The following is a 20,826-nucleotide window of genomic DNA, read 5'->3' on the forward strand; positions in this document are numbered from 1 at the left end:
GCCAAGGAGGGCCGCCGCGCCATGCCCGATGACAACCGCCACCCCTGGCCGCACAAGGACCTCCTCGACGTGACCCAGCTCGACGCCGCCGAGGTGCGCCGCCTGCTGGACCTCGCCGCGGGCTTTCAGGAGATCAACCGCCGCCCGGTGAAAAAGGTGCCCACCCTCAAGGGCAAGACCGTGGTGCTGTTTTTCGCCGAAAACAGCACGCGCACCAAGACCTCCTTCGACGTGGCGGCCAAGCGCCTCTCTGCCGACACCTTCGCCCTTTCCACGGCGGGCTCGAGCATCAACAAGGGCGAAAGCCTCAAGGACACGGGCCTGACGCTCCAGGCCATGAACCCGGATGTCATCGTCATCCGCCACCAGTCGAGCGGCGCGGCCCGCTACCTCGCGGAGCTTCTGCCCTGCGGCGTGGTCAACGGCGGCGACGGCTGGCACGCCCATCCCACGCAGGCACTCCTTGACTGCTTCAGCCTGCGCGAGGTCTGGGGCGACGATTTCGCCGGCCGCGAGCTGCTTATCCTGGGCGACATCGCCCACAGCCGCGTGGCGCGCTCCAACCTGCACCTGTTGCGCATGCTCGGGGTAAAGGTGCGGCTCTGCGCGCCGCGCACCCTGCTGCCCGCCGGGGTGGACCACTGGCCGGCCGAGGTCTATTCCGACCTCGACAAGGCCATGGACGGCGTGGACGCGGTCATGTGCCTGCGCCTCCAGCTCGAGCGGCAGCAGGCCGGCCTGTTGCCGGATCTTTCCGAATATTCGCGCCGCTATTGTCTCGACTTCCGGCATCTTCACAAGGCCAAGCCCGGCTGCCGGGTGCTGCACCCCGGGCCCATGAACCGGGGCCTTGAAATTTCGAGCGCCGTGGCCGACGCGCCGGAATGTCTCGTGCTCGATCAGGTGGCCGCGGGCGTGGCGACCCGCATGGCCATCCTCTACCTGCTCGCCACGCGCACCGAGGGAGGGGCCGCCTAATGCTCTCAATCCGCAATGCACGGCACTTGGACGCGCCCGTGGACCTTCTGGTGGACGGCGCCCGCATCGTCACCATGACGCCCGCTGGCCATGTGGCGCCGCCCGAGGGCTGCGAGGTCTTCGAGGCCCATGGCCTGCGCCTGTTCCCGAGCCTCACCGACGCGCATGTGCACCTGCGCGAGCCCGGCTTTGAATACAAGGAAGAGATCGCCACCGGCCTTGACGCGGCGGCGCACGGCGGCTTCGGGCAGGTGATGTGCATGGCGAACACGAAGCCCGTCAATGACACGGCCGCGGTGACGCGCTTCATGCTCGAGCGCGCGCGGGAGAGCCACCCCGATGGCCCGCGCCTCTACCCGGTGGCCGCGGCCAGCGTGGGCCTCAAGGGCGAGGCCCTGGCGCCGCTCGCCGAGATGCGGGCCGCCGGCTGCGTGGCCGTGTCCAACGACGGGCGCCCCTTGGAGAGCGCGGAGCTCGTCCGGCGCATCATGGAATACGCGGCGGACCTCGGCATGGTCTTCATCGACCACTGCGAGGACCCGCACCTCGCCCGCGGCTGGCTCATGCACGAGGGCGACGTGAGCGGCATGCTCGGCATCAAGGGGCAGCCCGCGGCGGGCGAGGCCATGCAGGCCGCGCGCGACATCATGCTCGCCGAATATCTGGGGCTTCCCGTGCACATCGCCCATGTGTCGAGCCGCCTCACCGTGGACCTCATCGCCTGGGGCAAGGCGCGCGGCGTGCGCGTCACCGCCGAGACCTGCCCGCATTACCTGTTGCTCGACGAGACGGCCCTCGAGGGCTACAACACGCTCGCCAAGGTGAGCCCGCCCCTGAGGACGGCCGACGACCGCGCGGCCCTGCGCGAGGCCGTGGCCTCCGGCATCGTGGACATCCTTGTGACGGACCACGCCCCGCACGCGGCCCACGAAAAGGACGAGACACTGGATCTCGCGCCCTGCGGCCTCACCGGGCTCGACCTCGCGCTCTCCCTCACGTGGGAGCTGGTGCGCGAGGGCGCGCTCACCGAGGCCGATGTCCACCGCCTCTGGAGCCGGCGGCCGGCCGAGATTTTCGGGCTCCCCCGCAATGACTTCGCCCCGGGCGACCCGGCGGATTTCTTCCTCTTCGATGCGGACGCCACGTGGGAAGTCACGCCGGAGGCCTTGCGCTCGCGCGGCAAGAACACGCCCTTCCTGGGGCGCCGGCTCCATGGCCGCGTGCGCCATCACTGGCTCGGCGGCAAGGCGCTTTTCTAGAGAAGGAGGGGCCATGCCAGTTCGCCAGCCAGTGGTCGCGGGCCGGTTTTATCCCGCAAATCCCCAGGACCTGCGCCGGGAAGTGCGCCGGTTTCTCGCGGCGTCCAAAGACGCTGCGCTTCCCGGCCGCAGCCGGAAGGCCTGGGGCTGCATGTTGCCCCATGCGGGCTATGTGTTCAGCGGCGCCGTGGCCGGGGCCACGCTCGATGGCCTGGCGCTGCCCGGAAGGCTCGTCATCCTCTGTCCCAACCACACCGGACGCGGTGAGCCTTTGGGCGTCTGGCCCGGTGGCGCGTGGCTCACGCCGCTGGGCCAGGTCACGGTGGACGAGGCGCTGGCCCAGGCACTTATGGCCGCAGGCGGGGGCTTCAGGCCGGATGTGCACGCGCATCTTGGGGAGCATTCCATCGAGGTGTTGCTGCCCTTCCTGCAGGAGACGGCCATCGAGGGTGGCCGGGGCCTCCACTCGGTGGTCCCTGTCTGCGTGGGCACGCGGCACCCCGGGGCGCTCGCCCGCGCGGGCGAGGCGCTGGCCTCGGTGCTCGGCCGGCCGGAAAACGCCGACGTGGGCGTGGTGGTCAGCTCGGACATGAACCATTATGAGAATGTGCGCCGCACCGAGCAGAAGGACGCGCTCGCCCTTGAGCGCGCCTTGGCGGCGGATGCCACCGGCCTTTTGCGGGTGGTGGACGAGGCGGACATCAGCATGTGCGGCGCCGCGCCGCTGGCGCTGGCCCTCTTTGCGGCCGAGCGCCTCGGGCGTGTGCGCGTGGAGCTCGCCGCGCACGACACCTCGGCCACGGCCTCGGGCGACAGCGAACATGTGGTGGGATACGCGGGCTTGCGCCTCTGGCTGGAGCGGGGGGAGCCGCCCCTGGCCTAGGCCTGGCGCGCCGGCGCCACGTCGCGGCAGGGCTTCCAGTCCCTGATGCCGAGGTCCACCGAGGCCATGCCGTTGTAGGTGTCGATGCGCGGGGTGTAGGCGATGCGGATGGTCTTGCCCACCAGTGAGGCGGGGAGCGCGTCGGCCATGCGCCAGGCTTTCGCCGCGAGCGTGATGCCGCTGGCCTCGTCCTTGAGGTGCAGCCGCACATGCTCCCGGCCGCGGCCAAGATACGACCGCTCCGTGACCACCACCGGCGGCGAGGCGAAGACGGGCTCGGCATTGCCCGGCCCGAAGGGCTGCATGAGCTGGAGCTCCTTGAGGAAGTCGAGGTCGGCGGCCTCGGCGAAGCCCAGCTCGCATTCAAGCGTCAGCGTCGGTTCCAGCGGGTCCGGGCCCAGAGCCTCAGCCACGGCCGCGTCAAAGCGGGCGCGGAACTCCTCGAGCCGGTTTTCTTCAAGCCGCACCCCCGCGGCCAGGCGGTGCCCGCCAAAGCCCGTGAGGCAGTCCGCGGTGCGGGCGAGCCCGTCATGCAGGTCAAATTCCCGCACGGAGCGGCCCGAACCCTTGAGGCTTGCGCCGTCCCGGCAGAGCACGATGGCCGGCCGGTAAAATTCCTCCACGATGCGCGAGGCCACGATGCCCACGATGCCGGGGTGCCAGTCCTCCCCGTAGAGCACGAGGCCGGCGTGCGGCCCCCGGGCCAAAAGTTCCGCGGCCTGCTCGCGCGCGGCGGCGTGGACGCGTTCTTCCTCGGCCTTGCGCTCCTGGTTGCAGGCGTCGAGCTCCGCGGCGAGCTCTGCCGCCCGGGCATGGTCCTGCTCGCGCAGGAGCGCCAGCGCCGTTTCGGCGCTGCCCATGCGGCCGGCGGCGTTGATGCGCGGCGCGAGGCGGAACACCGCCTGCCCGGCCGTGAGCGCCCCGGCAGGGTCATGGCCGCTCACGGCCTTGAGCGCCGCCATGCCGGGGCGCGCGCCCTTGCCGATGCGGGCGAGGCCGCCGCGCACGAGCACGCGGTTCTCGCCCGTGAGGCGCATGACATCGGCGAGCGTGCCCAGGGCCACGAGATCGAGTACGCCGTCCATGCGGAAGCGCCGCCCCGTATGCGGGGCCAGCGCCGCATTGACAGCGGCCATGAGGTAGAAGGCCACGCCCACCCCGGCAAGGTGGACGCAAGGCCACAGGGCAGGCTCGCCAGTGCGCGGGTTGCACAGGGCATGCGCGGGCGGGAGCTCCGCCGGCGGCACATGGTGGTCGGTGACGATGACGGTCATGCCGAGCTCGCGCGCGCGGGCCACGGGCGCGGCGTCGGAAATGCCGCAATCCACGGTGAGCAGGATGCCGCAGCCGGCTTCGGCCAGCGCCTCCACCCCGGCCGTGTTGAGGCCGTAGCCCTCGGCCTGCCTGTCCGGGAGGTGGTGGGCGGCCTCGATGCCGTGCGCGGCCAGCACGTCCAGCACGAGGGCCGTGGCGGTCACGCCGTCCACATCATAGTCGCCCCACACGGCGAGGCGCTTGCCGGCGAGAAGCTCGCGGGCGAGCAGGGCGGCGGCTTCGGGGAGCTGCGGCCAGCGCCCCGGCGGGGTGAGGGAATCGAGCCGGGCGGAGAGGAAGGCATCGATGGCGTCGCGCTCCGTGAGGCCGCGCCGCCACAGGATGTCGAGCAGGCGCGGCGAGATGGAGAGCTCTTGCGCCCAGCGGGCCGGCGGCTCTTTGGCCGGGGCGTCTTGCGGGGCCTCGCGCAGGCGCCAGTGGCTCATTGCGGGCCCGGGGCCGCGCTCTGGGCTTGGGGCGCCTCCGCCGACGGGGCTGCCGCGGGAGCGGCAGCGGCCGCGGCCCGCGCGCCCTGGCTGGCGGCGGTGAGAAGCTCGCGCACCTTGTCCATCTTTTCCGCGGGCACCATGGATTTTTGCAACAGCCACGCGAGGAACTTGAGCGAGACCTCGTGGCGCGGCGCCAGCTCCAGCGCGGCGAACAGGTGCTCGAGGCAGCCGTCCATGTCGCGCGTTTCGAGGAGCACGCGGGCGAGGTTCATGTGCAGGTTCTCGTCATTGGCCGTGAGCTGGAGGGCGCGCTGGTAGTATTCCACCGACTGCGCGAGCATCTTGTTCTTGCGCAGGTTGATGCCGAACTCGTTGAACAGGTGCTTGTGCTCGGCGTCAAAGGCGCCGTCCAGCTTGAGCAGGCGGTCGAAGATGTCCTGCGCCTTGTCGAGCTCGCCGCGCTCCATGTAGGTCAGGCCGATGCCGAAATTGGCGCGCACGTTGGCCACGTCCACCTTGAGCGCGCGCGAATACTCGTATTCCGCCGCGAAGGTCTCGCCCTTTTCGCGGTGGCTGTCGCCCTTGTCCACCGACTGCTCCACCTCGCGCATCTTCGGATATACGGACATCTGGTAGAATTCCGGCTCCGGCGAGAACTTGGCGATGAGCTCGTCCATGGTGATCTTGCGCTTGGGGCCGCTCGGCACATAGTTGGCGTTGAGCGGCTGGCACTCGATCACGTCCCCGTGCTGCTCCACGAACCAGAAGGTCTTTTGCACGGTCTTGCGCGTGGTCGTTCCCGTGCCGACCTTGCGGATCTCCTGGGTGGAAAACACCCCGCGCACATCGGTCTTGTTCTGTCCGGCGGTGGCTGCTGACTCGGCCATGATTTCCTCTGGTGCTTTATTCTGCGGCGGGCGCCACGGACGCGGCCCGCATTTCTTCCACAATGGCCGCCGCCGCCTCCGCGGGCGAAGGGGCCCCGATGATGGGCCGGCCCACCACCAGATAATCGGCGCCCGCGAGCACGGCCTCGCCCGGGGTCATGGTGCGCCGCTGGTCGCCCGCGTCGGCGCCGCCGGGGCGGATGCCGGGGCAGAGGCAGCGGAGCTCGGGCGACGCGGCCTTGATGTCCCGCACTTCGTGGCCGGAGCAGACCACGCCGTCGAGCCCCCAGCGCGCGGCGCCGGCGGCGAGGTCCTGCGCGAAAACGCCGGGATGGACGGCGATCCCGGGCATCTCCCCGGGGCCGAAGCTCGTGAGCGCGGTCACGCCGAAGAGCAGAGGGGCGGAGCAGGCGTCCGCGGCGCCGTCGCGGGCTTCCACGGCCGCCTGGCACATGCGCTTGCCGCCCTGGCAGTGCAAAGTGAGCATGTCCACGCCGAGCACGGCCGCGGCCTCCACGGCCTGGGCCACGGTGTGCGGGATGTCGTAATACTTGAGGTCGAGGAAGACGCGGTAGCCCTGCTCCTTGAGGCGTTCCAGCAGGCGCGGGCCGCCGAGGGTGAAGAGCTCGAGGCCCACCTTGCACCAGTCGAGGACGCCGCGCAGCTGGCGGGCCATGCTGACCGCCTTTTCGCGGTCGGGGAGGTCGAGGGCGACGATGAGCTCGGGCATGGGCATACCGCCGTGTCAGGAGGTGGCGAGAAGGGAATCCACAAGCCGGGGGTTGCGGGCCGGGGCCAGGGTGGCGGCCAGGTAGGCCGCCCTCAGGCGGTCATAAGCGCCGTCAAGGTCGTCGTTGACCACGAGGGCGTCGTACCATGCGGCTTCGCGCAGCTCGCGTCGGGCATTGGCGAGGCGGCGCTCGATGACCTCCTCGTCGTCCTGCCCGCGCAGGCGCAGGCGGCGCTCCAGCTCGGTGAGGCTCGGCGGCAGGATGAAGACGAAGGTGGCGGCCTCGAGGTTCAGCTTGAGCTGCGCCGCGCCCTGCACGTCGATGTCGAACAGCGCGTCGCGCCCCTCGGCGAGCATGGCCTCCACCGGGGCGAGCGGCGTGCCGTAAAGGTTGCCGTGCACCTCGGCCCATTCGGCGAATTCGCCGGCCGCGCGGCGGCGCTCGAAGTCGGGACGGCTGAGAAAGGTGTAGTCCCTGCCGTTCACCTCGCCCTCGCGCGGGGCCCGCGTGGTGCAGCTCACGGAATAGCCGATGGCCGGAAATTCGGCGCGAAGCCGCCGGACGAGGGTGGTCTTGCCGGCGCCGGAAGGCGCGCTGAGCACGAGCGCGATGCCCTGGCGCATCAGGCGTCCTCCTGGGCGAAGCGCTGGCTGATGGTCTCCGGCTGGATGGAGGAGAGGATCACGTGGTTGGAATCCGTCACCAAAATGGAGCGCGTCTTGCGGCCCTGAGTGGCGTCCACCAGGCGCCCGGCCGCGCGGGCGTCCTCCCTGAGGCGGCGCATGGGCGACGAGGCCGGGTTGGCGATGCCCACCACGCGGGCGGCGAGCACATAGTTGCCGAAACCGATATTGATGAGTCGTTCGCCTGCCATGGCTATTCCAGGTTCTGTACCTGCTCGCGGCACTTTTCCAGCTCGTTCTTGAAATCCACCACCAGGCGGGAGAGCCGGATGTCGGGGATCTTGTTGCCGCAGGTGTTGATCTCGCGGAAGCACTCCTGGAGCGTGAAATCGAGGCGCCGGCCCGCGTCGCCGCCGCCGCGCAAAAGCTCGCGCAGGCGCGTCAGGTGCGCGCCAAGGCGCGTCAACTCCTCGCTCACGTCGAGGCGGTCCATGAGCACGGTCACTTCCTGCAGGAAGCGCGCCTCGTCGAGCGAAAGGCCTTCGGGCGCGAGCTCTCCCGCGATGCGGGCGCGCAGCGCCTCGGCCCGCTCCTTCTTGATGGCCGGGGCCGCGGCCGCGAGCTCGCAGGTCCACTCTTCCATGCGCCTGAGCCGGGCATCGAGGTCTGCAGCGAGCGCGGCCCCCTCGGCTTCGCGGGACTGGTTCCAGTCCTCCAGGGCGCGGCCAAGGCCTGCCTCAAGCTCGAGCACCAGCGCCTCGTCCGGCGCGGCGGCGTTCTCGCCCCACAGCGCGGGCACGGAGAGGAGCGCCGCATAGTCGGGCGTGAAGGCGTCGCCCCGCTGGCGGGCGAGGGCGGCCAGGCTGTCCAGCATGGAGGAGGCCAAGCCTGCGTCAAAGCCCGCGCCGGGGGCGCCCGTGGCCCCCTGGAGGGTGAGGCTCACGTCCACGCGCCCGCGCGAGGCGTGCCGGCGCACGATCTTTTCCAGCACGGGCTCGAGAGAGCGCACCGCGGGCGGCAGGCGCCATTTGAGGTCCAGATGGCGCCCGTTGACGCTCTTGACTTCCCATTGCTGGATGCTGTCCGCGCTTTCCGCAAGACAGCGCCCAAAGCCGGTCATGCTGCGAAGCATGGCGCGCGCCCCCTTCATCGGCCGCAGGCCCGGCTGCGGCGGCTTGGCTGCGAAGAAGAAAATCTACTTCAGGGCAGGGCGGATTGCAAGGCAGGGATGGCCGGGAGGGCGGCGTGCTTTGCCGGAACCCCCTCGCAGAACGGGAGAATCGGCGAAGAGAGACGGGCAAAAATCCATGGGCGGCCGCCTGAGAACGCGAAGGGCCGGCCCCCGCGGGGAACCGGCCCTGAAGTGCTGTTGCGGATGTGCGTGCGCCGCGGAGGACTGCCGGCTAGGCGCCTTCCTTTTCGCCTTCCTTGCGCATGCCTTCGAGGATGTCGGTAAGCACGTGCGATTCCTGCACCATCTCGGCCATTTGCTCCACGGCCTCGCCCATGACGCGCGAGATCTCGGCGCTCAGGTGGTTGACCTCGGTGATGCTGCGGTTGATCTCTTCCGACGCGGCGGACTGCTCCGTGGCGGCGGCGGCGATGGCCGAAACGCGCAGGCTGGAGTCTTCGGCGAGGCCCGAGATGTGCTCGAGCGCGGCGCCGGATTCCTCGCCCATGTGGCTCGTGTGCTCGATGGCCTCCACCGCGGTGTCGAGGTTGGCGGAGCTCTTGGCCGTGCGCTGCTGGATGGCCTCGATGGCGGATTCCACGTCGCGGGTGGCGCTCATGGTCTTTTCCGCAAGCTTGCGCACCTCGTCGGCCACCACGGCGAAGCCGCGGCCCGCCTCGCCGGCGCGGGCGGCCTCGATGGCGGCGTTGAGCGCGAGCAGGTTGGTCTGGTCGGCGATGTCGCGGATGAGGGTGAGCACCGTGCCGATGTCCTTGGCCTGCTTGTCGAGGCCTTCCATGTCGGTCTTGAGGTTGACGGAGAGGGTGCGCAGGGTGCGCAGGCTCTCCACCGTGCGCAACACTAGGGCATTGCCCTCGTGGGCCTGGGTCTGCACCGAGGTGGCCGCGTCGGCCGCGCCCTCGGCGTTGCTCGCCACCTCGAGCACCGTGGAATTCATCTCGTTCATGGCCGTGGCGGACTCGGAGAGGCGGGCCGCCGCTTCCTGCGCCTGGTTGCGCACTTCGTTCAAGGCCACGTTGAGGCTTTCGGCGCCCTTGTCGATGCCGCTGACCACGCCTTCGAGCTGCGTGACCATGTGGGCGCGCGCCTCGGCCGCGGCCTGCTTGCTGCGCTTCTCGAGGGCGATGCGCTCGGTGATGTCCTCGCCCACTTCGAGATGGCCGATGACCTTGCCGCTCGCGTCATGCAGGTATTCGAGGATGATCTGCATGGTCTTGCCGTTGGGCATGTGGTTGATGACGCGATGGTTGCCCTTGCGCAGCTGCTCGATGCCGCAGTTCGGGGTGTTGCAGATGTTGCCGCCCTTGGCGGAGCAGTGCTTGCCCATGACCTCGTCCATGGAGGTCTTGCCCATGGACTTGAGCGAGGCCGTGTTGCAGAAGGTCCAGTTCATGTCCGGGTCGGTGACGGCGATGGCCCAGGGCAGCCCGTTGAGGATGCTCTCGTACCAGTGCGTGCGGTCCAGCGAGCGCTGGCGCATGCCCACCACGCCGCGGGCGAGCGGCGCGAGGCTGCCGCAGGCGGCCGGGTCGAGCTGGGGCACGGCCTTGCCCTGGGAAGCGGCCTCGGCGTATTCCGCGATCTTCGGCAAATTGCCCGTGCTTTTGGAGATGAGGACGGCCCCGATGATGGCGAGCACGATGGCCGCGCCGATGCCCGGGAGCGCCGCGCTCCAGGCGGAGGCGCCCGATGACATGCAGATGCTTACGATGCAGGCGAGGCACGCGAGCACCAAAAAGCAGAGGAAGATAAGCACCTGTTTGGAGCTGAGTGAATTGCTCATGGCTGTGTCCTTTCCAAAAGCTGCTGAGCTGAAAGGGCGCCCGGCGGCGGGTAAGCCGCGCCGCATGGCGGAATCTGCACTTCTGTTCGGTATGTGGCGGAGAAACTTTATATGGAACGGGGCTTTTTGCAAGAAAAAAGGGGAGGGGGCGGGCCATGGCGCCGGGCCGGGGGAGGTTTTCTTGCGTGGCTTATGAGAGATATTCCTTAAATCCGTCTGGAGCGAAGCGGAAGACGGGGCTGGTGCCGGAAGGAGCCTAAAAAATAAGATTTTTTGCTGCTTGCAAGGAAGATAAAAATTTTCGACGGGAGTGTACTCAGGTACTCGACCGAGAAAATTTTTCTCTGACGCAGCAAGCAGCAAAGCGGTAGCCGTTAGCAGGCTCTGCCTGCTTAGGGATAGCGACAGCGGTTCCGTTGACTCGCTACCGCGCTAACCAAATGCTGTCTTCATCCGTGGCTTCCTTCGTCGCAACGGCTGAAGCAAGGCTGTTTTTAACGGAGACTTTAGGCGTTACACAGGCAGCACAGGCACAGCACCAACCCGGAAGCGGTGCACGGCCCTTCGCCTACAGCTCCTGCCGGAAACGCAGGGACTGGCGCAGCGTCTCGCGGTCCATGTACTTGACCTCGGCGCCGAGCGGGATGCCCTGCGCAAGGCGCGACACGCGCAAGGAAGGGAAGCGCCGGCGCACCATCTCGCGCACATAGGCCGCGGTATTTTCCGCCTCCACGGTGGCGCCGAGGGCGAGGATGAGCTCGGCTATCTCGCCTTCCGCGAGGCGCCGCTCCAGCCGTCCGAGGTCGGGCGCGCCCTCCTGCGGGCCCAGGAGGCCGCCGAGGATGAGGTACTGCCCGCGGTAAAAGCCGCCTTCTTCCAGGGTGAGCATGCTGTCCCACTCGGTGACGAGGCAGAGCGTGTCGCGGCTGCGGGCGCCGTCGGCGCAGATGGCGCAGGGGTCGGTGGCCGAGAGGCCCCCGCAGCGGCCGCAAAGATGCAGGCTGTCGCGCAGGCCGTGGATATTCTGCCCGAGGCGGCGCGTCTCGGCCTCGGGCCACTTGAGCAGGGTCATGGCGACCCGCATGGCGGACTTGGGGCCCAAGCCCGGCAGGCGCGCCATCTGCTCGACGAGCACCCTGAGCGGCTCGGGAACGCGGGCCGGCATGGCCTAGAACATGCCGGGCAACTTGATGCCCCCGGAAATGGCGTTCATCTCGCGCTCCATGCTTTCGCGGGCGATGCGCGAAGCCTCGTTGACGGCGGCGAGGATGAGATCCTGCAGCATTTCCACGTCGCCGCCCTCAAGGGCCTTGGGGTCGATGGTGAGCTTGCGCAGCTCCTGCTTGCCGGAAACCTCGGCCTTGACCATGCCGCCGCCGCTGGCGGCCTCGTAGGTGCGCTCGGCCATCTCCTGCTGGAGCTTGGCGAGCTTGTTCTGCATGACCTGGGCCTGGCGCAGGATGTCGTTCATGTTGCGCATGGGGGTCTCCTCGCGCCCGGGGGCGCGTCGTTGTTAGGGTTTGGCGCTCAGGGGCGCGGCCGGGGCGCCCGCTTCCGTGCAATGGTCGATTTCCGCTCCCAAAAGCTCGAAGCAGTGCCTAAGCTCGGGGCGCCGGGAAAATTCGGCGATGAGCTCGCCCTGGCTGCGGCGCGCCCTGGGCGCCACGATGTCGAGCTCGGGCGCCCCCCCGCCGCAATAGCTGGCGAGGGCCGCTTCCAGCGCCGGGCGGTGCTTTTCCAGCTGGTGCACGAGGGCGCGCGCGGGCGCGTGCAGGGTGAGCGCCCCGGGGCGCCAGTCCACCTCGAGGCCGCGCAGGGCATGGAGCGGGGGCGCGGGGCGCCCGGCTTCGTGCTCGGCGGTGCAGAAGGCGCAGAACGAGGCCCAGTCCGGCTGGAAATTGGGGGCGGCCTGCACCGGCTCAGGCGCGTTGCCGGGTGCGGCTGTGTCGGCCTCGGGCGCTCCACTGGATGCAGCAGCGGCGGGGGCAGGCTTTTCCGCAGTCTCCCGGGGTGGCTCGATGTGTGCGGCGGCTTCGGCGTGCTCGGGCGCCGCGCTCCGAGGCTCAGCTTCCGGCACGGGCGCGGGCGCTTCTGTCGCGTTCGGGGCTCTCGCTTCCGGGGCCGGAGCCTGTGCCGGCCCAGGCCGCGCCGGCTCCACGCGGGGGCGGCTTTCCGGGGGCGCCACGGGGCGCGCCGGCTCCGCCGTGGCTCCCGCAAGGCCCTCCAGCTTTTCCAGCGGCAACAGGCGCGGCAAAAGGGCCAGGTTGAGCAGCAAGAGCTCCAGCGCTGCACCGGGTTCCGGGCTCTGGGTGATGCCGCGCTGCGCGTCGAGGGTCATCTGCCAGGCGGCATGGAGGTGCGGGGCCGAAAAGCGCTCCGCCATGGCCGTGAGCCACGCGGCCTCGTCCTCCGGGAGGGCCAGCGCGCCAAGCGCCGCGCCGCCGCCCTGCCTGAAGAGGAAGAGGTTGCGCCAGTGGCCGGCGAGCTCGCGCAGGAAGAAGCCGATGTCCACGCCTTCGCGCAACAGGTGCCGGCTCGTGTCCGCGGCTGCGGCGCAATCCTGCGCCGAAAGCGCGCCGAAGAGCCGGGTGAAGAGCTCCTGGCCGGCGAGGCCGAGCACCTGCCGGGTGGTCTCCGCGTCGAGGGTGGCGCCCCCGAGGGCCAGCGTCTGGTCGAGCAGGGACATGGCGTCGCGCACGCTGCCCGCGGCGCGCCTCGCGATGAGGCGCACGGCCGCGTCCTCATAGCCGCGGCCCTCGGCGTTGAGGGTGCGCACGAGATGGGCGGCCAGTGCGTCTTCCCCGAGGTGGCGGAAGACGAAGTGCTGGCAGCGGCTGACGATGGTGACGGGGAACTTGTGGGCCTCGGTGGTGGCGAAGATGAAGACCACGCGCTCCGGCGGCTCCTCCAGCGTCTTCAACAGGGCGTTGAAGGCACTGCGCGAGAGCATGTGCGCCTCGTCGATGATGAAGACCTTGTAGCGGCCGTCCATGGGGGCGTAGCCGATATGCTCCCTGAGTGCGCGGGCGTCCTCCACGCTGTTGTTGGAGGCGCCGTCGATCTCGGTCACGTCCACATGGGAGCCGGCCGCTATCTTGCGGCACTGGGCGCACTCGTTGCACGGCTCGGCCGCCGGGGCGTGCTCGCAGTTGAGCGCCTTGGCGAAGATGCGGGCGATGGTGGTCTTGCCGACGCCCCGGGTGCCGCTCAAAAGATAGGCCGGGGCCGGGCTGTCGCGTTCCGCGGCGCGCGACAGCGCGGCCACGACCATCTCCTGGCCGGCCACCTCTGCGAAGGTCTGCGGACGGTAGCGCGCCGCGAGCGAAAGGTGCTTCATGCCGCTCCGCCGGGGCAACCGGCCTGCCTAGAACGTGTAATGCGTCAGCCAGTCGGCGTATTTGGGGTTCTCGCCGGTGGCGATGGCGAAAAACTCCTTCTGGAGGCGCTTGGTCACGGGGCCGGCGTGGCCCGCGCCGATCTGGCGGTGGTCCACCTCGCGGATGGGCGTGATCTCGGCGGCCGTGCCGGTGAAGAAGGCCTCGTCCGCGGTGTAGAGCTCGTCGCGGGTGAACTGCTCTTCCTTCACGGTATAGCCCATGTCGCGCGCCACGGTGATGACGGAATTGCGCGTGATGCCGCCGAGGATGGAGGTGAGGGGCGTGGTCTTGATGATGCCGTCGCGCACGATGAAGATGTTCTCGCCCGTGGCTTCGGAAACGAAGCCGTTGGTGTCGAGCATGACGGCCTCGTCGTAGCCGTCCTCCTTGGCCTCGATCTTGGCGAGGATGGAGTTGATGTAGTTGCCCGCGGCCTTGGCCTTGGACATGCTCGTGTTCACATGGCTCCTGGCGAAGCTGCTCGTCTTGATGCGGATGCCCTTCTCCAGCGCCTCGGGGCCCAGATAGGCGCCCCACGGCCACACGGCGATGATGGTCTGGATGGGATTGTTGCCCGGATAGACGCCCATCTCGCCATAGCCCACGAAGGAGAGCGGCCGGATATAGCCCGCGGGCAGCTTGTTGGCCACCAGCGTCTCGATACAGGCGTCGGCCAGCTGGTCGGCGGTGTAGGGCAGCTTCATGCGCAGGATCTTGGCGGAATTGAGCATGCGCTTGCAGTGGTCGCCCAGGCGGAAGACCGCCGAGGTGCCGTCCACGCAGGCATAGGCGCGGATGCCCTCGAAAATGGCGCTCCCGTAGTGCAGGGAGTGGGTGAGCACGTGAACCTGGGCCTGATCCCAGGGAACCAGCTTGCCGTCGAACCAGATGAAGTGCGTTGTCTGCATGGCTGTCCTCGCGCTGGGCGCATTTGGCGCGTGCGGTTGGCGGGCGAAAGCCCGCGCGGCCGCGCAAGGGAGAGATGCTACTTAAAAGCGCGGGGCTTGGCAAGCGGCGCGGGCGCCGCCGGGGCGGATGCGAGGCTTTCGGGGCCGCTGTCCTTGTCAGCGGCCTGACCTGCGCGGCAACGAAGATCCTCGCAATATGGGCACGAATCGGCGGCGCTGAGGCTCGCGAGGATGCCGCAGCCGGCTCCGCAGCCCGGGCCGTGGGCCGAGGCGTCGCGCAGGGCCGTGAGCTCGGCCTTGAGGTGTTCGAGCCCCGCGATCTGGGCCTCCACATTGGCGATGTGCTCGTCCACCAGCTGGTGCACCCAGGCGCAGTCGCGCGCCGGCCTGTCGCGGAAGGCGAGCAGCTCGCGGATCTCGGCGAGCTTCATGCCGTGGCGCCGGCAGTGCATGACGAAGCGCAGGCGCTCGAGGTCCGCCTCGCCGTAGAGGCGGTAATTGCCCTCGCTGCGCTCGGGCCGCGCGAGCAGGCCCTCCTTTTCATAAAAGCGGATGGTCACCACCGGGCAGCCGGCCAGCTTGGCCAGTTCGCCGATTTTCATCTTCATGGCTCACTCCTCGCGGCAGCGTCCTTGCATCATCTGAAGGAGAGTGGGCACGCCCGGCGCGAAAGTCAATGTGCCGGGCCTGCCGGGCGCGCCGCTTGCAAGGGGGGCGGCGCCGTGCGAGAATGCGGGCTGGAGCGCGCCCTGACGCGGCCGCCCCGGAGGTGAACGCATGAAGATCGGCCTCATTCGCTGCATGCAGACCGAGGAACTGTGCCCGGCCACGCGCTGCCTGGACGCCATGCGCAAAAAAAAGGACGCCTTCGCCGATGTGGAGGGCGGGCTCGAGCTTGTGGGGGTGACCACCTGCGGCGGCTGCCCGGGCAAAAAAGCCGGCCTGCGGGCGGCCATGATGCTGCGCCGGGGGGCACAGGCCATCGCGCTCGCCTCGTGCATCACCAAGGGCACGCCCATCGACTACGCCTGCCCCTTTGCGGCCAGGCTCGCCAAAGTGGTCAGGGCGGCGGTGGGCGATGACGTGCCCATTTTTGCGTACACGCACGCGCCGGCGAAAAAGAAGGCGCCCGCAGCCTCCGCGCCCGGCTGCTGCGGCGCGCCCCGGGAGGCGTGATGGCGAAATCCGCACCCGCCCCCGAAGCAGTGTCCGCCGCCCCGGCCCCGCTGGTGGATCTCCCGCCAGGCGAGCTTTCCGTGGCTTCCCGTCTCGCCGACGAGGCAGCGGACGCCATCGCCGCCGCGCCCAAGGATTACGCGGCGCACGCGCGCGTGCTCCACGACCTCAAGCTCGCGCTCGTGGAGCTCGCCGACCGCGGCGAGGCGCCCGCGCGGGCGGAAGAAAAGGGCAACGAAGCTGCGCCGGCTGTGGACGATAGAGGGGAAGTCCCCCCGGGCCTCCCCCATGCCGACCTCGTGTGGGACCTGGCCCGCGCGCTCCCGGATTTCAGCACTGAGGCCCTGTACCAGAAGCGTTCCTCCCTCGGGGCCATGGCCGGCATGGCCGTCTTCGGCTGGTTTTTGGGCGGCCTCGCCTCCACGGTGCTCGGCTGGCTCGGGCTTGGCGGTGACATCCTGCGGGCCTTCGGCGTGTGGGCCATGTTCTGGCTGTCGGAATACCTCTCCGCCAATCCCCGCGCGCGGCACACCGTGCTCGCCCTGCTCGGCATGGGAGCCTTGGGGCGTTTCGCCATGAGCGCCATGTCGGGCATGCTGCGCCTGACCTCGTGGGGCAGCATCCGCCAGGCCATCTTCGGCGTGGGGCGGCTGCCCAATATTTTCAAGGTGTCGTGGCTGCTTTTCGGCGCCTTCTTCGTGCTCGTCTTCCTCTCCAAAAAGATCACCGCGCTGGACATGACGGCCTTCCGCCATTCCCTGCGCGAGCAGGCCGAGGGCTGCCTGCGCCTTGCGGCCTTCGTGCTCGGCGAGGTGGAAAGCCGCGACGCGGCGCTCGCCGAGCTCAGGGACCGGCTGGACGAAGCCGCCGATGGCGAGGCCCCGCGCCGCGCGGGCGACGCGCTTGCCCGGGACATGCTCGGCATGCTCGACGGGCTCGACCCCGACGCCCGCCGCTTCCTCCTGCAGCGGCTTGCGGCCGCGGGCTATACGCCGGAAAGCACGGGTGAGGACTGGCTCGTCTGGCAGCCGGGGCGCGATGCGGAACTCTATGACACCGTGGGCCTCGTGCGTGAGGGCGACCGCTGCCGCATCCTCCGGCGCGCCATGCGCACGCCCTCGGGTGTTACGCGCGGCCTTGTGCAGCGCGCGCCCGACACTGCGCCCATACAGCGGGGAGCCCGGCCATGAGCGGGGGGACGAAGGCGGCGCAGGAGGGCGCGGGCCGCATCCTCGGCATGGATCTCGGCACGAGCAACACCTATCTCTTCGCCGGCAGCATGGACCGCGCCTCGCGGCCCGAGGCCGTGGTCGTGCCCGGGGTGAGCGACGCCGCGGGCAGCATGGCGACCGCCGTGCTTTATGAGGATGACCGCCCCATCCTCATCGGCAACATGGCCGAAAGCGAGTGCTACGCCAACCCGAAGCCGGGCCGCGTGCTCCGCACCCAGTTCAAGCCGGAGCTCGCCCACGGCGGCGCCGAGGCCCTGCGCTGGATGATGGATTTTTTGCGCCTGCTCGGGGAGGCGCTTCCCGGGGGCGCGCCGCCCGATGGCACCAAGCTCTATGTGGGCATCCCCTCGCTCACGAGGGAGGATTTCAGCCTCAATCTCGGCCGCTGCTTTGCGGCGGCCGGCTGGCCCGCGCCGGTCTTCGTGCGCGAGTCGGACGCGGCGCTCATCTCCTCACTCCAGTCCGGCGCGCTGGACATCGACGACCTCGAGCGGCGGGCCGTTATCCTCGATTTCGGCGGGGGCACCTGCGACTATACGGTGCTCGACGGCGTGGACGCCCTCGCCAACGGCGGCGACCCGCTCTATGGGGGGCGCCTCTTCGACGACCTCATCTACCAGGCCTTTTGCCGCCGCGTGCCGGAGCTCGCGCCCGGGCTTGCGGGCTCGGCCTATGCCTATTTTTTCCACTGGATCGAATGCAAGACGGAAAAGGAGCGCTTTTCCAAGGCCATGAGCGCCGAGGCAGGCGCGCTCGCGCCGGGGGGGGAAACCGCGGCTGACCCTGCCGCGCCCGCGCAGGAGGCCGGCGTGAGCCTGCACGCCGTGTGGTATGACGCCGAAGGCAGCCGGCGCGACGCCTGGGTGCATGACTACAGCCGCGAGGACTTCATCCGCGACGCGGAAAATTATGCGGCCTCGCCGCAGATGCTCGCCATGCTCGCCCAGTATGCGGGGCGCGGCGGCCTGAGCGGGCCCGCGCGCGACTTGCTGGGGGGGCGGAGCATCGGCCTCGTCTCGTGGTTGCGCGAGCTTCTGGGCGGCCTTGAAGGCCGGCGCGAGGTGGGCCGCGTGCTCCTCACCGGCGGCAGCAGCCGCTGGTTCTTCGTGCGCGCCCTGGTGGAGGAGCTCTTCCCCGCCGCCTCCTGCGCCATGAGCCGGCGCACCTATGAGGACATAGCCTACGGGCTCGCGCTCTATCCGGTGCTCGCGGCCTCTCGCGAGCGCGTGGAGCGCCTGCTCAAGGAACAGCTCCCCGCATTCGCGGCCGAGGCCGCCACGGCCGCGCGGGCGCTGGTGGAAAAGAGCGGCCGGGCGCTGGCGCGCCGCTGCACGCAACGCATGGTGGAGCGGGACATCATGCCCGCCCTCGAGGCGGCGCAAGGCGCGCCCACCACGGTGGCTGAGCTCGAAGCCGCCTTTGAGCGCAATATCCGCGAGGACACGGCCCTGCTCGACATCGTGCGCGAAAAAAGCGACGCCCTGCGCGCGGAGCTTCAGCGCGACCTCTCCCTGCGCTTCCGCGCGTGGCTTCGGGAAAACGGCGTGCTGCTCGTGCCGCGCTTCGAGGTGCCGGCGCAGGCCATCAGCGCGGACTTTTTCAAGGGCCTGAGCGTCCGGCTCTCGCGGCTGGATTCGCTCAATATCATGCGCTTCACCCTGACGGCGGTTTTGCCCCTGCTGGCCGGCACCGCGGCGGCCGGCGCCATCGCGCATACGGGCGAGCCGGTGTCCACGGTGCTCGGCGGCGGCGTGGCCTTCGGGGGCGCATGGCTGCTCGGCCGGGCCGCGCCCGGCTTTCTGGAAAAGCGCAAGCTGCCCGGCTTTCTCCTCAACGAGAGCAACCGCCGCAAGATCGTGGAGAAAAATTCGGCCTATATCGAAAAGGCCCTCAACGAGGCCTTTGCCGAAGTGCAGGCGGATATTTCCGACGGGATGGAGCGGCGCCTCCGGCATGCGCTGGAATCCATGCTCGGCCGCCTCTCCGTGCTCAACCAGGTGCGCTGCCAGCATTGAATTTTTGCCGAAACGCGGGCAGGGAAGCAGAATGAAGGAAACTCTCGTCCTCGGCATCGACGCCGGGGGGACGCATACGGACGCGGCGCTGCTGGCGCTGCCGGAAGCAGCGGCCGGGCTGCCGCAGGCGCGCCTGCTGGCCTCGGCCAAGGTCAGCACGCGCCATGAGGATTTGCCCGGCACCGTGCGCACGGTGCTCGCGGCGCTCACGGCGGCGCTGGCGGAAGCCGGCCTCGACGGGCCGGCCTTGCTCGGCCGCGTGGAGCGCGCCACCCTCGGCACCACGCTGGCCGTGAACGCGCTGGTGCAGGGCAGGGCGGACAAGGTGGGCCTGGCGCTTTCCGCCGGGCCCGGGCTCGACCCGGTGCATTTCACCCTGGGCGAGCATGTGTGCATCGTGCCCGGGGGCCTCGACCACCGCGGGGTGGAGGTGGCGCCCCTCTTTACCGAGACGCTCGCCGAGACCGCGGCCCGCTGGCCCGGGGAGGGCGTCGCCGCCGTGGCCTGCGTGGGCAAGTTCTCGCCGCGCAACCCGGCGCAGGAACAGAAGATGGGCGAAGTGGCCGGGGCAGCCTCGGGCCTTCCCGTGACGCTCGGGCACAGCCTTTCCGGACGGCTCAACTTCCCGCGGCGCATCGCCACGGCCTACTACAATGCCGCAGTGGCGCGGCTCACGGGCGAATTTCTCGACGCCGTGGAAGCGGCGCTCGCCGATGCCGGCGTGCGGGCGCCCGTGCGCCTGCTGAAGGCCGACGGCGGCGCGGCGACCTTGGCCTTTTCGCGCCGCGAGCCCGTGCAGTCCATCCTTTCCGGGCCGGCGGCCAGCGTCATGGGCGTCATGGCGCTCTGGCCCGACGCCGCCGAGGGCTGCTCGCTTTTGCTCGACATGGGGGGCACCACCACCGACCTTGCGCTCTTTTACGAGGGCTCGCCCGTGGTGGACAGGGACGGCATGCTGCTCATGGGGCGGCGCACTTTGGTGCGGGCGCTGGCGGCGATTTCCATCGGCGTGGGCGGGGATTCACAACTCAGGCCGGAAAGGACGCAGGACGGCGCCCTCGCCGTGCATGTGGGCCCCTTGCGCGAAGGGCCGGCCATGGCCTTCGGCGGCGAGCGGCCCACCCTGCTCGACGCGCTCAACGTGCTCGCGCAGGCGGGCGGCATGTGCGGGGACGGCGCCGCCTCCCGCGCGGGCATGGAAGCTCTCGCGGCGTCGCTCGGGATCGTGCTTGCGCCGGGCGGGGGCGCCCAGCTGGCGCGCCTCGCCGTGGAGGACGCCTGCGGCCAGGTGGCGCGCGCGGCCTATGCGCTGGTTGAAGGCGTCAATGCACGGCCCATCTATACCTTGGCGGCGCTCAGGGCCGTGCGCGAGGCGCGGCCTGTGCGGGCCTGCCTTGTGGGCGGCCCGGCGGCGAGCGTGCGCCCGTATCTCGAAGAGGCGCTGGCGCTCCCGGTCGCCATCCCGCCGCATGCCGAGGTCGCCAACGCCATCGGGGCGGGCCTCGCCGTGCCGACGGCCGTGCTGGAAGCCTATGCGGACAGCGGGCGGGGCGTTTACAGCGTACCGGCGCTCGACCTGCACGAACGCCTCGGCCGCCATGCGACGCTCGAGTCGGTGGCGGACCGCACGCGGGAACTGCTCGAGGAGCGGCTTGCCGCCGAGGGCGTCACCGACGCGGCCGTGGAAGTGGTGGAGGCGGACCTCTTCGCCACCCTCGATGATGGCGGCCGTGGCTCACGCGACATGCGCGTGGCCTGCCAGGTGCGGCCCGGCATTTCCGGGCGCCTGTCCGCCGGGGCCTGAGCGGCGTTTTTCGGGGAAGGAAAAGCGCCCGGCTTCCGCATGGGAGGCCGGGCGCGGCTCACTTGTGGCCTACGGGCTTGCCGGGGGCTTAATGGTCGTCGCTCATCTTCATGCCGATAAGGCCGACGATGATGGCGAAGAGCAGGAATCCGGCGCAGATGACGAGAACGGTGGTATCGAGATCCATGGTTGGCTCCTTTGAGGTATGAGGCACG

General features: G+C 69.9%; 19 protein-coding genes. 7 read left to right on the top strand and 12 right to left on the bottom strand.

Annotated elements, in window-relative coordinates; genetic code table 11:
• Positions 1-21: 21 nt before the first annotated feature.
• From G7Y54_RS00970 to amrB, 3 genes are read left to right on the top strand one after another with little or no spacing between them, the layout of a single operon-like run.
• Complete coding sequence (locus G7Y54_RS00970; RefSeq protein ID WP_165075783.1) at positions 22-978, top strand: aspartate carbamoyltransferase catalytic subunit; 957 nt, start codon at positions 22-24, stop codon at positions 976-978.
• Positions 978-2,237: a dihydroorotase gene (locus G7Y54_RS00975; protein WP_165075786.1), complete on the top strand. Its 1,260-nt coding sequence runs from the start codon at positions 978-980 to the stop codon at positions 2,235-2,237. Before G7Y54_RS00970 ends, G7Y54_RS00975 begins: the two co-directional genes overlap by 1 nt.
• Before the next feature lie 13 nt (positions 2,238-2,250).
• Positions 2,251-3,120: an AmmeMemoRadiSam system protein B gene (gene amrB / locus G7Y54_RS00980; RefSeq protein WP_165075790.1), complete on the top strand. Its 870-nt coding sequence runs from the start codon at positions 2,251-2,253 to the stop codon at positions 3,118-3,120.
• On the opposite strand, the gene recJ is transcribed toward amrB, so the two are convergent.
• From recJ to G7Y54_RS01040, 12 genes are all read right to left on the bottom strand, one after another.
• The gene (gene recJ / locus G7Y54_RS00985; protein WP_165075793.1) at positions 3,117-4,880 is read right to left on the bottom strand and encodes a single-stranded-DNA-specific exonuclease RecJ; all 1,764 of its coding nucleotides are present in this window, start codon (positions 4,878-4,880) and stop codon (positions 3,117-3,119) included. The genes amrB and recJ overlap by 4 nt on opposite strands.
• Entirely contained in the window at positions 4,877-5,770 is an 894-nt protein-coding gene (locus tag G7Y54_RS00990) for a hypothetical protein (RefSeq protein WP_165075797.1), read from the bottom strand. Before G7Y54_RS00990 ends, recJ begins: the two co-directional genes overlap by 4 nt.
• A 16-nt stretch (positions 5,771-5,786) precedes the next feature.
• Positions 5,787-6,500, bottom strand: a complete 714-nt coding sequence (gene pyrF, locus G7Y54_RS00995) for an orotidine-5'-phosphate decarboxylase (RefSeq protein ID WP_165075805.1) — start codon at positions 6,498-6,500, stop codon at positions 5,787-5,789.
• Positions 6,501-6,515: 15 nt separating this feature from the next.
• Entirely contained in the window at positions 6,516-7,124 is a 609-nt protein-coding gene (gene gmk, locus G7Y54_RS01000; protein WP_165075810.1) for a guanylate kinase, read from the bottom strand.
• Complete coding sequence (locus G7Y54_RS01005) at positions 7,124-7,375, bottom strand: DUF370 domain-containing protein (RefSeq protein ID WP_165075815.1); 252 nt, start codon at positions 7,373-7,375, stop codon at positions 7,124-7,126. The genes gmk and G7Y54_RS01005 overlap by 1 nt, the downstream gene beginning before the upstream one ends.
• 2 nt (positions 7,376-7,377) lie before the next feature.
• A complete protein-coding gene (locus G7Y54_RS01010; protein WP_165075820.1) occupies positions 7,378-8,256 on the bottom strand; it encodes a YicC/YloC family endoribonuclease in 879 nt (292 codons plus the stop codon).
• 271 nt (positions 8,257-8,527) lie between these two features.
• Positions 8,528-10,099: a methyl-accepting chemotaxis protein gene (locus tag G7Y54_RS01015; RefSeq protein ID WP_165075843.1), complete on the bottom strand. Its 1,572-nt coding sequence runs from the start codon at positions 10,097-10,099 to the stop codon at positions 8,528-8,530.
• A 568-nt stretch (positions 10,100-10,667) separates the two neighbouring features.
• Complete coding sequence (gene recR, locus G7Y54_RS01020; RefSeq protein WP_165075850.1) at positions 10,668-11,264, bottom strand: recombination mediator RecR; 597 nt, start codon at positions 11,262-11,264, stop codon at positions 10,668-10,670.
• Positions 11,265-11,267: 3 nt separating this feature from the next.
• A complete protein-coding gene (locus G7Y54_RS01025) occupies positions 11,268-11,579 on the bottom strand; it encodes a YbaB/EbfC family nucleoid-associated protein (protein WP_165075853.1) in 312 nt (103 codons plus the stop codon).
• Positions 11,580-11,612: 33 nt separating this feature from the next.
• Positions 11,613-13,436, bottom strand: coding sequence for a DNA polymerase III subunit gamma/tau (dnaX, locus tag G7Y54_RS01030; RefSeq protein ID WP_165075870.1), 1,824 nt, complete (start codon positions 13,434-13,436; stop codon positions 11,613-11,615).
• 27 nt (positions 13,437-13,463) lie between these two features.
• Positions 13,464-14,384, bottom strand: a complete 921-nt coding sequence (locus tag G7Y54_RS01035) for a branched-chain amino acid transaminase (RefSeq protein WP_165075873.1) — start codon at positions 14,382-14,384, stop codon at positions 13,464-13,466.
• Positions 14,385-14,461: 77 nt separating this feature from the next.
• Positions 14,462-14,992, bottom strand: a complete 531-nt coding sequence (locus G7Y54_RS01040) for a Cd(II)/Pb(II)-responsive transcriptional regulator (RefSeq protein WP_165075876.1) — start codon at positions 14,990-14,992, stop codon at positions 14,462-14,464.
• A gap of 169 nt (positions 14,993-15,161) precedes the next feature.
• Here G7Y54_RS01040 and G7Y54_RS01045 point away from each other — a divergent pair, with 169 nt between their 5' ends.
• The 4 genes from G7Y54_RS01045 to G7Y54_RS01060 are packed head-to-tail and all read left to right on the top strand — an operon-like array spanning position 15,162 to position 20,611.
• Positions 15,162-15,560: a CGGC domain-containing protein gene (locus G7Y54_RS01045; protein WP_165075879.1), complete on the top strand. Its 399-nt coding sequence runs from the start codon at positions 15,162-15,164 to the stop codon at positions 15,558-15,560.
• Complete coding sequence (locus G7Y54_RS01050; protein ID WP_165075882.1) at positions 15,560-16,750, top strand: adenosine deaminase; 1,191 nt, start codon at positions 15,560-15,562, stop codon at positions 16,748-16,750. Before G7Y54_RS01045 ends, G7Y54_RS01050 begins: the two co-directional genes overlap by 1 nt.
• Positions 16,747-18,807: a molecular chaperone gene (locus G7Y54_RS01055; protein ID WP_165075886.1), complete on the top strand. Its 2,061-nt coding sequence runs from the start codon at positions 16,747-16,749 to the stop codon at positions 18,805-18,807. Before G7Y54_RS01050 ends, G7Y54_RS01055 begins: the two co-directional genes overlap by 4 nt.
• Positions 18,808-18,838: 31 nt before the next feature.
• The gene (locus tag G7Y54_RS01060) at positions 18,839-20,611 is read left to right on the top strand and encodes a hydantoinase/oxoprolinase family protein (RefSeq protein WP_165075889.1); all 1,773 of its coding nucleotides are present in this window, start codon (positions 18,839-18,841) and stop codon (positions 20,609-20,611) included.
• Positions 20,612-20,826: the final 215 nt, after the last annotated feature.

This window comes from Desulfovibrio sp. ZJ746, from assembly GCF_011039155.1.
Lineage (GTDB): Bacteria > Desulfobacterota > Desulfovibrionia > Desulfovibrionales > Desulfovibrionaceae > Desulfovibrio.

What these genes read in the sequence shown, in the direction of transcription:
- G7Y54_RS01015 (WP_165075843.1), bottom strand. Translation starts at nt 10,099, where the DNA reads ATGAGCAATTCACTCAGCTCCAAACAGGTGCTTATCTTCCTCTGCTTT.
- amrB (WP_165075790.1), top strand. Translation starts at nt 2,251, where the DNA reads ATGCCAGTTCGCCAGCCAGTGGTCGCGGGCCGGTTTTATCCCGCAAAT.
- G7Y54_RS01010 (WP_165075820.1), bottom strand. Translation starts at nt 8,256, where the DNA reads ATGCTTCGCAGCATGACCGGCTTTGGGCGCTGTCTTGCGGAAAGCGCG.
- gmk (WP_165075810.1), bottom strand. Translation starts at nt 7,124, where the DNA reads ATGCGCCAGGGCATCGCGCTCGTGCTCAGCGCGCCTTCCGGCGCCGGC.
- G7Y54_RS01035 (WP_165075873.1), bottom strand. Translation starts at nt 14,384, where the DNA reads ATGCAGACAACGCACTTCATCTGGTTCGACGGCAAGCTGGTTCCCTGG.
- G7Y54_RS00970 (WP_165075783.1), top strand. Translation starts at nt 22, where the DNA reads ATGCCCGATGACAACCGCCACCCCTGGCCGCACAAGGACCTCCTCGAC.
- G7Y54_RS00990 (WP_165075797.1), bottom strand. Translation starts at nt 5,770, where the DNA reads ATGGCCGAGTCAGCAGCCACCGCCGGACAGAACAAGACCGATGTGCGC.
- recR (WP_165075850.1), bottom strand. Translation starts at nt 11,264, where the DNA reads ATGCCGGCCCGCGTTCCCGAGCCGCTCAGGGTGCTCGTCGAGCAGATG.
- G7Y54_RS01060 (WP_165075889.1), top strand. Translation starts at nt 18,839, where the DNA reads ATGAAGGAAACTCTCGTCCTCGGCATCGACGCCGGGGGGACGCATACG.
- pyrF (WP_165075805.1), bottom strand. Translation starts at nt 6,500, where the DNA reads ATGCCCGAGCTCATCGTCGCCCTCGACCTCCCCGACCGCGAAAAGGCG.
- G7Y54_RS01040 (WP_165075876.1), bottom strand. Translation starts at nt 14,992, where the DNA reads ATGAAGATGAAAATCGGCGAACTGGCCAAGCTGGCCGGCTGCCCGGTG.
- recJ (WP_165075793.1), bottom strand. Translation starts at nt 4,880, where the DNA reads ATGAGCCACTGGCGCCTGCGCGAGGCCCCGCAAGACGCCCCGGCCAAA.
- G7Y54_RS01050 (WP_165075882.1), top strand. Translation starts at nt 15,560, where the DNA reads ATGGCGAAATCCGCACCCGCCCCCGAAGCAGTGTCCGCCGCCCCGGCC.
- G7Y54_RS01005 (WP_165075815.1), bottom strand. Translation starts at nt 7,375, where the DNA reads ATGGCAGGCGAACGACTCATCAATATCGGTTTCGGCAACTATGTGCTC.
- G7Y54_RS01055 (WP_165075886.1), top strand. Translation starts at nt 16,747, where the DNA reads ATGAGCGGGGGGACGAAGGCGGCGCAGGAGGGCGCGGGCCGCATCCTC.
- G7Y54_RS00975 (WP_165075786.1), top strand. Translation starts at nt 978, where the DNA reads ATGCTCTCAATCCGCAATGCACGGCACTTGGACGCGCCCGTGGACCTT.
- G7Y54_RS01025 (WP_165075853.1), bottom strand. Translation starts at nt 11,579, where the DNA reads ATGCGCAACATGAACGACATCCTGCGCCAGGCCCAGGTCATGCAGAAC.
- G7Y54_RS01045 (WP_165075879.1), top strand. Translation starts at nt 15,162, where the DNA reads ATGAAGATCGGCCTCATTCGCTGCATGCAGACCGAGGAACTGTGCCCG.
- dnaX (WP_165075870.1), bottom strand. Translation starts at nt 13,436, where the DNA reads ATGAAGCACCTTTCGCTCGCGGCGCGCTACCGTCCGCAGACCTTCGCA.